This window comes from Streptomyces sp. NPDC104202 (genome assembly GCF_055584185.1).
Genome location: NZ_JBVJMN010000112.1, coordinates 1 through 8048 on the forward strand (window position 1 = coordinate 1; position 8048 = coordinate 8048).

Below are 8048 nucleotides of genomic sequence, written 5' to 3' on the forward strand. Positions count from 1 at the left end.
CCCTTCCCCCACGCCAGATCAAGGGGGTGCGCCCCCCCCCCCCCCCCTCCCCCTCCTCCCCCCCCCCCCCCCCCCCCCCCCCACGTCGTCAGGCGGTGCCGCCGGTCTCGTCGAGGGCCCGCAGGACGTCGGCGATCAGGTCCTCGGGGTCCTCGGCGCCGACCGCGAACCGGATGAAGCCCTCGGCGACCGCGTCCCCGCCCCATCGGCCGCGCCGCTCGGCCGTGGAGCGCAGCCCGCCGAAGCTGGTGGCCTCGTCCACCAGCCGCAGCTCCTCCAGGAAGCGCTCGGCCCGCTTCCGGTCCGCCAGCTCGAAGGAGACGACCGGGCCGAAGCGGCGCATCTGCCGGGAGGCCACCTCGTGCGACGGGTCACCGGGAAGTCCGGGGTAGCGCAGCCCGGTCACGTCCGCCCGCTCGGCGAGGGCCTCCGCGAGGGCCAGGGCGGTGGTGCACTGCCGGTCGATGCGCAGCTGGAGCGTGGCCAGCGAGCGGTGGGCCAGCCAGGCCTCCATGGGGCCGGGAATCGCGCCGACGATCTTGCGCCAGCGCCGTACCTCCGCCGCGCGCAGGGGATCGCGGCAGCTCACGTGCCCGAGCAGGATGTCGCCGTGTCCGGTCATGCCCTTGGTGTCGCTGGCGACGGAGAAGTCGGCGCCCAGCTCCAGGGGCCGCTGGCCGAGCGGGGTGGCGAGGGTGTTGTCGACGGCGACGAGCGCCCCGGCCGCGTGGGCCTCGCCGACCAGACGGCGGATGTCGCAGACGTCGAGACCGGGGTTGGACGGGGTCTCGATCCACAGCAGCCGTGCCCCTTCGAGCACGGCGAGCTGGCCGTCGCCCCCGGTCGGGGCGGTCCTGACCTCGACCCCGTACGCCCGCAGCTGCTCGTGGAGCAGGGGCAGGGCCTGGTAGCCGTCGGTCGGGACCACCACCGCGTCGCCGGCCTTCAGCTGGGAGAAGAGCACGGCCGAGATCGCGGCCATGCCCGAGGCGAAGACCAGCGTCTCGACGTCCTCCTCCCCCGGTGCCTCCAGTTCGCCGATGGCCCGCTCCAGGTGGGTCCAGGTCGGGTTCTCGTCGCGGCCGTAGGCGTATCCGCCCGTCGGCTCGCCCGGCAGGTGGAAGTGGGCGGCGAAGACCGGTCCCGGCAGGGTCGGTTCGTACTTCACGGGTTCGGGGAGCCCGGCCCGCACCGCGCGCGTGCCGTCGCCGTATGTCTTGTCGGTCATGCTGTCCGCTCCTCCAGTTCCGCGCGTACGGCGGCGAGGAGACCCTCGCTCGCCGCCTCCACCATCTCCAGGCACTCCTCGAACCCCTCGCGGCCCCCGTAGTACGGGTCGGGGACGTCGAGTCCGTCGCCGGCCGCGGGGTCGTAGGAGCGCAGCAGCCGTACCCGGGCCGCTTCCTCGGGGGTGCGCGCCAGCGCCCTGAGCTCCCTCAGGTGCCCCGCGTCGAGCGCGATCACCAGGTCGAGGCCGTCGAACCAGGAGGCGCGGAACTGCCGGGCGGTGTGCGCGGAGGTGTAGCCGTGCTCCTCCAGGACGTCGACCGTGCGCGGATCCGCTCCGTCGCCCTCGTGCCAGCCTCCCGTGCCGGCGCTGTCGACCTCCACCCGTGTGCCGAGGCCGGCTCGGTCCACGTGCGCGCGGAAGACGTGCTCGGCCATCGGCGAGCGGCAGATGTTGCCCGTGCAGACGAAGCAGACGCGGTAGGTCATGGTCTCCACTCAGTCACCGTCGGGGAGCACGACGTTCAGCGCCCAGGAGACGACGGAGATGATCAGTCCGCCCAGGACTGCGGTCCAGAAGCCCTCCACGTGGAAGGCGAGGTCGACCTGCTCGGCCAGCCAGGACGTGAGCAGCAGCATCAGGGCGTTGACCACCAGGGTGATCAGGCCGAGCGTCAGGATGAAGAGGGGAAGCGTCAGCAGCTTGACGACCGGCTTGACCACCACGTTCACCAGGCCGAAGACCAGAGCGACGAGAATGAGGGTCAGGGCCTTCTTTCCGGTGCTGTCTCCGGTGAGGGTGATGTCCTGCAGCAGCCAGATGGCGACTGCCAGGGCGCCCGCGTTGGCGAGCGTCTTGACTACGAAATTCTTCATGTGTCTGATCGTGGCAGACATGATCGGGCCGACGGCAGGGGCGGACAGGCGATGAAGGCATTCCGACTGGACGAGCTGGAGGCGGAGCGTGCCGCGAACGACGGCGCGTACCTTCAGTTCCTGCGCGAGCGGAACATGTCGGTGGGCCTGTACGCGCTCGACGCGGGGGCGCTGGACCCGCAGCAGCCGCACCGTCAGGACGAGGTGTACTTCGTCGTGAGCGGCCGGGCGGCGATCACCGTCGGGGACGAGACGACCCAGGTCGCCCGCGGCAGCGTGGTCTACGTGCCGGCGGGCGTGGAGCACCGCTTCCACCACATCAGCGAGGACCTGCGGGTGATGGTGGTCTTTTCCCCGCCGGAGGGCTGAGCACGGCGGGGACGCGATCCGGAACGCCGGCGGCGGGTGCCCCGCGCCTGAGGGTCGGGACGACGCAGCCCCTAGGGGGTGGATCAGGGGAGAGCGGGGGCCCTGGGGCCCCCGTGGCCGTGCCCCGGACCCTAGCCTTGAGGATGTCCGGCGCGGAGTGTGCGGGACGACTCTTCGAGAGCGAGGTAGGGACGATGGCCGTACAGGAGATTCTCGCGGGGATGCCCTGGTGGGTGAAGTGGGTCGCCATACCCGCTCTGGCCCTGATCGTCTTCGGCGGACTGATCACCAGCGTCCTGGCGTTCGTGGTCGGACTGCTGTTCAAGGTCCTGCTCTTCGTGGCGCTGGTCGCCGGACTGGTCTACCTCGTCCGGAAGTTCAGGTCCTCCGGCTCCTCGCGAGAGGACTGGTAGCACAAGCTACTGATCGGTATGCGGCGGACGGAGGGCATTAGCCCGCGCGGGGGAACGCACTGGTCGAATCAGGGCAAGGGCCCAGAGGCTGCCACTAGAGTGGAATCTCTCCGCCGTCTTGGGGACTACGGGCGTAGACCCCCGTACTGACCAGCGGTTTTCCCAGGCCCGGCGGGCGCGCGGGGGCGGCCCCCGCGGACGGGTGCGTTGCATCCGTTGTCACGCCTGGGGGTGACCTTTGGCCACGGCTACGCAGACTGCAGCGCCTACCCTGATCGGCTCGGTGCAGCGGGCGCTGAGACTCCTGGAGGCCGTCGCCTCCCACCCGGACGGCGCTCCCGCCAAACAGCTCGCCCGTGAGACGGGCCTCCCGCTGCCGACCACGTACCACCTGCTCCGCACCCTGACGCACGAGGGCTATCTGCTCCGCGAGAAGGGTGTGTTCGTCCTGGGCGACGCCGCCGTCCGTCTGGCCGGCGGCGGAGACGTGCAGAATCGTCGCATCAAGATCGAAGACTCGCTGGCCCGTTGGCGGGACGAGATCGGTGTCCCGGTCTACTTCGCCGTCTACCGCGAAGGCGAGATCGAACTCGTCGCCGTCGCCGACACCCCTTCCGCCCCCGCGGTGGAGGAATGGGCCGACTTCCGCGAGACCGCGCACGCCCATGCGATCGGGCAGTGCCTGCTGAGTCAACTCGATCCGAAATCCCGTCAAGACCACCTCGATCGCCATCCGGTGGAAGCCATCACCCCGTTCACCGTGCGTAACCGCCGTATGCTTATGGAGCGTTTGGACGGTTTGGGGCGAATGGAGCCCCTGGTGGAACGTCAGGAATATGCGCTCGGCACGGTCTGCGCCGCAATCCCCATCACCGCGGGCTCCGCGGCGGGCGCGATGGCCATTTCTCTCCCTCTTCACCAGGAAGAACGGTTGCTCCCAGCAGTCGAGCGACTACGCACAGAGATCGGAAGGCTCTTCAGCTCCCTCGCACTCTCTATCAGTATCTGAAAAATCACTCCTTGTGATCTGCTAGCGGGTACAGCACGATTGCGTCAAGAGGGCCGTGGGGGATCATTCCTGGCCGTTTCGGTCACAGCTTTCAGCAGCTGTGTTTACACAACTGCTCCATCTACTGCGGGGTACATGATGCGAGAGTCGGTTCAGGCCGAGGTCCTGATGAGCTTCCTCGTCTCCGAGGAGCTCTCCTTCAAGATCCCGGTCGAGCTGCGATACGAGGCCCGGGATCCCTACGCGGTGCGCATGACCTTCCATCTCCCCGGAGACGCCCCCGTCACCTGGGCGTTCGGCAGGGAGCTGCTGCTCGACGGGATCAACCGCCCCAGCGGGGACGGCGACGTGCACATCGCGCCGACGGAGCCCGAGGGGCTGTCCGACGTCTCCATCCGGCTCCAGGTCGGCGGTGACCGCGCCCTGTTCCGCGCGAGCGCTCCGCCGCTGGTCGCCTTCCTGGACCGCACGGACAAGCTCGTACCGCTCGGTCAGGAGCGGACCCTCGGCGACTTCGAGGACAACCTGGAGGCCGCGCTCGGGCGGATCCTCGCCGAGGAGAACGCCGGACCCGCCTGAGCTCTCACTTGGCGCGCCGGCGGCGCCCGCCCCGTCCCGCCGCGGCCGCCTTGCGGCCACCGCTGCCCGGCCGGGTGTCCGCGTCCGCCCGGTCGGCGGAGACGACCAGCGCCGCCAGCGCCGTGGTGAGCGGAACGGAGGCGACCAGACCGATCGAACCGACCAGCGTCCGGACGATCTCCACGGCGACCAGCTCGCTGTTGGCCACCGTCCCCATGCTGCTCTGCGCGATCGAGAAGAGCAGGAGCAGCGGCAGCGCCGCGCCCGCGTAGGCGAGGACCAGGGTGTTCACGACCGACGCGATGTGGTCGCGGCCGATGCGGATGCCGGCCCGGTACAGCGCGCGCGGCCCCATGCCCGGATCGGCCTGGTGCAGCTCCCAGACCGCCGACGTCTGGGTCACCGTCACGTCGTCGAGCACACCCAGCGAACCGATGATGATGCCGGCGAGGAGCAGCCCGGACATGTCGATCTCCGGGTACAGGCCGTGGATGAGACCGGTGTTGTCGTCGGTGTTGCCGCTCAGCGAGGCCCAGCCGATGAAGACCGACCCCAGCAGCCCGATGAGCAGCAGGGAGATCAGCGTGCCGAGCACCGCGACCGAGGTGCGGGCCGACAGGCCGTGGCACATGTAGAGCGCGATCAGCATGATCGCACTCGATCCGACCACCGCCACGACCAGCGGATTCGAGCCCTGCAGGATCGCCGGCAGGATGAAGAACGTCAGGACCAGGAAGCTCACGGCGAGCGCGATCAGCGCCATCAGTCCGCGCATCCGGCCGACGAGGACGACCGCGAGGGCGAAGATGCCGGCGAGGACCGCCATCGGCAGCTTCCGGTTCACGTCCGTCACCGAGTACTGCAGATCGCGTGGGGCGTCGGGGGCGTACGCCACCACCACGCCCTGTCCCTCGTGGAGTTGGCGCGGTGCGTCCGGCTGGACGATCTCGACGAACGTACGGCCCTTCTCCGGACCGCCGGCGACCTCGACCGTCACCTTCGCGCACTGCCCCTGCTGGGCGTTGACCGCCTCGCGTCCCTCCGGGGTGGAGGTGTCGCCGGTCGGCGGGACCTGCGCGGCGTTCACCGACGCGCAGTCGACCTTCTCGACGTCGACGACCCTGCCCTGCTCGGTCTGCCGGTCGAAGCCGACCCCGGTGCGCTCGTGCGCCGGGGTCCCGCCCGGCCACAGGACCAGCAGGCCGACCACGACGGCGGTCGCGAACGGGATGAGGACGGCGGCGATGACCTTGCGCAGGTGCCGGGAGACGGGGGCGGCCGGACCGTGACTGTGGCTGTGCCCGTGTCCGTGGGAGGAACCCGCGCCGGGACCCGGCCCGTGGTCGTGTCCGGGGGACGGGCCGGGGCCTCGGGACGGACCGTGGTCGTGCCCGGGAAACGGCGGCGGGCCGTGGTCGGGACCGTGGGCGTGGCCGTGGGGCTCGGGGGGCTGATGGGGGGAGGTCACCGACCGATCATCGCAAGAACGTCGGGGGCCCACTGTTCAGCACGCCAGGGAGGGCGCTAGCGTGGTGACACCTTTGCACACGCGGGAGCTCGGAGCACCGGGCTGAGAGGGCGCTGATCACCGTACGCACATACGGGAGGAGGCTGCGCCGACCGCCGAACCTGTTACCGGGTAATGCCGGCGTAGGGAGATCGGTCTCATGACCATTCAGGATGCACGCACGCCTGCCTCCGACCAGGGCGGGACCCCCGTCGAGGGCGAGCGCACGCCCGGCTGGCACAAGGGATACGTCGAGGGTTCGCGCCCCGACCTCCGGGTGCCGGTCCGTCAGGTGCACCTCACCAACGGCAAGGACGTGACGCTGTACGACACGTCCGGCCCGTACACCGACCCCACCATCGACACCGACGTCCGCCGGGGTCTTCCGCCGCTGCGCGAGAACTGGATCATCGCGCGCGGCGACACCGAGGAGTACGCGGGCCGCCCGGTCCGCCCCGAGGACGACGGCATCAAGCACACCTCGCCGCGCGGCGGCGGGCTGAAGAACCTCGACGCCGTCTTCCCCGGACGCCCGCGCCTGCCGCGCCGGGGCCGTGAGGGCCAGGCCGTCACGCAGCTGGCGTACGCCCGGCGGGGCGAGATCACCCCGGAGATGGAGTACGTCGCGATCCGCGAGAACGTCTCCCCCGAGGTCGTCCGTGAGGAGATCGCCGCGGGCCGGGCCGTCCTCCCGGCGAACGTGAACCACCCGGAGATCGAGCCGATGATCATCGGCAAGCGGTTCCTGGTGAAGGTCAACGCCAACATCGGCAACTCCGCCGTCACCTCCTCCATCGAGGAGGAGGTGGAGAAGATGACCTGGGCGACCAAGTGGGGCGCCGACACGGTCATGGACCTGTCCACCGGCCGCAACATCCACACCACCCGCGAGTGGGTGCTGCGCAACTCCCCCGTGCCGATCGGCACCGTGCCGCTCTACCAGGCACTGGAGAAGGTCGACGGCAGGGCCGAGGACCTGACCTGGGAGATCTACAAGGACACGGTCATCGAGCAGGCCGAGCAGGGCGTCGACTACATGACCGTCCACGCGGGCGTGCTGCTGCCGTACGTGCCGCTCACCGCCCGCCGCAAGACCGGCATCGTCTCGCGCGGCGGCTCGATCATGGCCGCCTGGTGCCTCGCGCACCACAAGGAGAACTTCCTCTACACGAACTTCGAGGAGCTCTGCGAGATCCTCGCGGCGTACGACGTCACCTACTCGCTCGGCGACGGCCTGCGCCCCGGTTCGATCGCCGACGCCAACGACGAGGCCCAGTTCGCGGAGCTGCGCACGCTCGGCGAGCTGAACACGATTGCCAAGCGGCACGACGTGCAGACGATGATCGAGGGCCCCGGGCACGTCCCGATGCACAAGATCAAGGAGAACATCGACCTCCAGCAGGAGATCTGCGAGGAGGCGCCGTTCTACACGCTCGGCCCGCTGACCACGGACGTGGCGCCCGCCTACGACCACATCACCTCCGGCATCGGCGCGGCGATGATCGCCTGGTGGGGCACGGCGATGCTCTGCTACGTCACGCCCAAGGAGCACCTGGGCCTGCCCAACAGGGACGACGTGAAGACGGGCGTCATCACCTACAAGATCGCCGCCCACGCCGCGGACCTCGCCAAGGGGCACCCGGGCGCGCAGGAGTGGGACGACGCGCTCTCGGACGCCCGCTTCGAGTTCCGCTGGGAGGACCAGTTCAACCTGGCCCTCGACCCGGTCACGGCCCGCGAGTTCCACGACGAGACGCTTCCCGCGGAGCCCGCCAAGACCGCCCACTTCTGCTCGATGTGCGGGCCGAAGTTCTGCTCCATGAAGATCTCCCAGGACATCCGCCGCGAACACGGCGGCACCCAGCAGGAGATCGAGGCCGGCATGGCGGAGAAGTCCGCGGAGTTCGCCGCGAGCGGCAACCGCGTCTATCTGCCGCTGGCGGACTGACCCCGCCCCGGTGACCGTTCACCGGCCCGGGGGGGGGGGGGGGGGGGGGGGGGGGGGGGGGGGGGGGGGGGGGGGGGGGGGGGGGGGGGGGGGGGGGGGGGGGGGGGGGGGGGGGGGGGG

At 70.5% G+C, this 8048-nt stretch carries 9 protein-coding genes; 5 read left to right on the forward strand and 4 right to left on the reverse strand.

Features of this window, described 5'->3' with window-relative positions:
* Positions 1 to 88 precede the first annotated feature (88 nt).
* Genes ACZ60W_RS36695 through ACZ60W_RS36705 form a run of 3 tightly spaced genes read right to left on the reverse strand, consistent with a single transcriptional unit; the run spans position 89 to position 2103 of the window.
* Positions 89 to 1228, reverse strand: coding sequence for a cystathionine gamma-lyase (locus tag ACZ60W_RS36695; RefSeq protein ID WP_469759742.1), 1140 nt, complete (start codon positions 1226 to 1228; stop codon positions 89 to 91).
* Positions 1225 to 1716: a low molecular weight protein-tyrosine-phosphatase gene (locus ACZ60W_RS36700; protein WP_469759748.1), complete on the reverse strand. Its 492-nt coding sequence runs from the start codon at positions 1714 to 1716 to the stop codon at positions 1225 to 1227. Before ACZ60W_RS36700 ends, ACZ60W_RS36695 begins: the two co-directional genes overlap by 4 nt.
* Positions 1717 to 1725: 9 nt before the next feature.
* Positions 1726 to 2103 carry a phage holin family protein gene (locus ACZ60W_RS36705; RefSeq protein WP_469759743.1) on the reverse strand — a complete coding sequence of 126 codons (378 nt, stop codon included), beginning with the start codon at positions 2101 to 2103 and terminating at the stop codon, positions 1726 to 1728.
* Positions 2104 to 2154: 51 nt separating this feature from the next.
* Here ACZ60W_RS36705 and ACZ60W_RS36710 point away from each other — a divergent pair, with 51 nt between their 5' ends.
* The 4 genes from ACZ60W_RS36710 (at position 2155) to ACZ60W_RS36725 (ending at position 4473) form a co-directional block, all read left to right on the forward strand.
* A complete protein-coding gene (locus tag ACZ60W_RS36710) occupies positions 2155 to 2472 on the forward strand; it encodes a cupin domain-containing protein (protein ID WP_366303076.1) in 318 nt (105 codons plus the stop codon).
* Positions 2473 to 2666: 194 nt separating this feature from the next.
* On the forward strand, positions 2667 to 2885 hold the full coding sequence (locus tag ACZ60W_RS36715) for a DUF5326 family protein (protein ID WP_469759744.1): 219 nt from the start codon (positions 2667 to 2669) through the stop codon (positions 2883 to 2885).
* A 238-nt stretch (positions 2886 to 3123) separates the two neighbouring features.
* A complete protein-coding gene (locus ACZ60W_RS36720) occupies positions 3124 to 3894 on the forward strand; it encodes an IclR family transcriptional regulator (protein WP_469759745.1) in 771 nt (256 codons plus the stop codon).
* A gap of 138 nt (positions 3895 to 4032) precedes the next feature.
* Positions 4033 to 4473 (forward strand): SsgA family sporulation/cell division regulator, encoded by a 441-nt coding sequence (locus ACZ60W_RS36725; protein WP_367822402.1) that lies wholly within the window; start codon positions 4033 to 4035, stop codon positions 4471 to 4473.
* Between the two features lie 4 nt (positions 4474 to 4477).
* On the opposite strand, the gene ACZ60W_RS36730 is transcribed toward ACZ60W_RS36725, so the two are convergent.
* A complete protein-coding gene (locus tag ACZ60W_RS36730) occupies positions 4478 to 5974 on the reverse strand; it encodes a YibE/F family protein (protein WP_469759746.1) in 1497 nt (498 codons plus the stop codon).
* A 166-nt stretch (positions 5975 to 6140) separates the two neighbouring features.
* Between ACZ60W_RS36730 and thiC the strand changes: the two genes are divergently transcribed.
* Positions 6141 to 7928, forward strand: a complete 1788-nt coding sequence (thiC, locus tag ACZ60W_RS36735) for a phosphomethylpyrimidine synthase ThiC (RefSeq protein ID WP_469759747.1) — start codon at positions 6141 to 6143, stop codon at positions 7926 to 7928.
* The last annotated feature ends 120 nt before the right edge of the window (positions 7929 to 8048 follow it).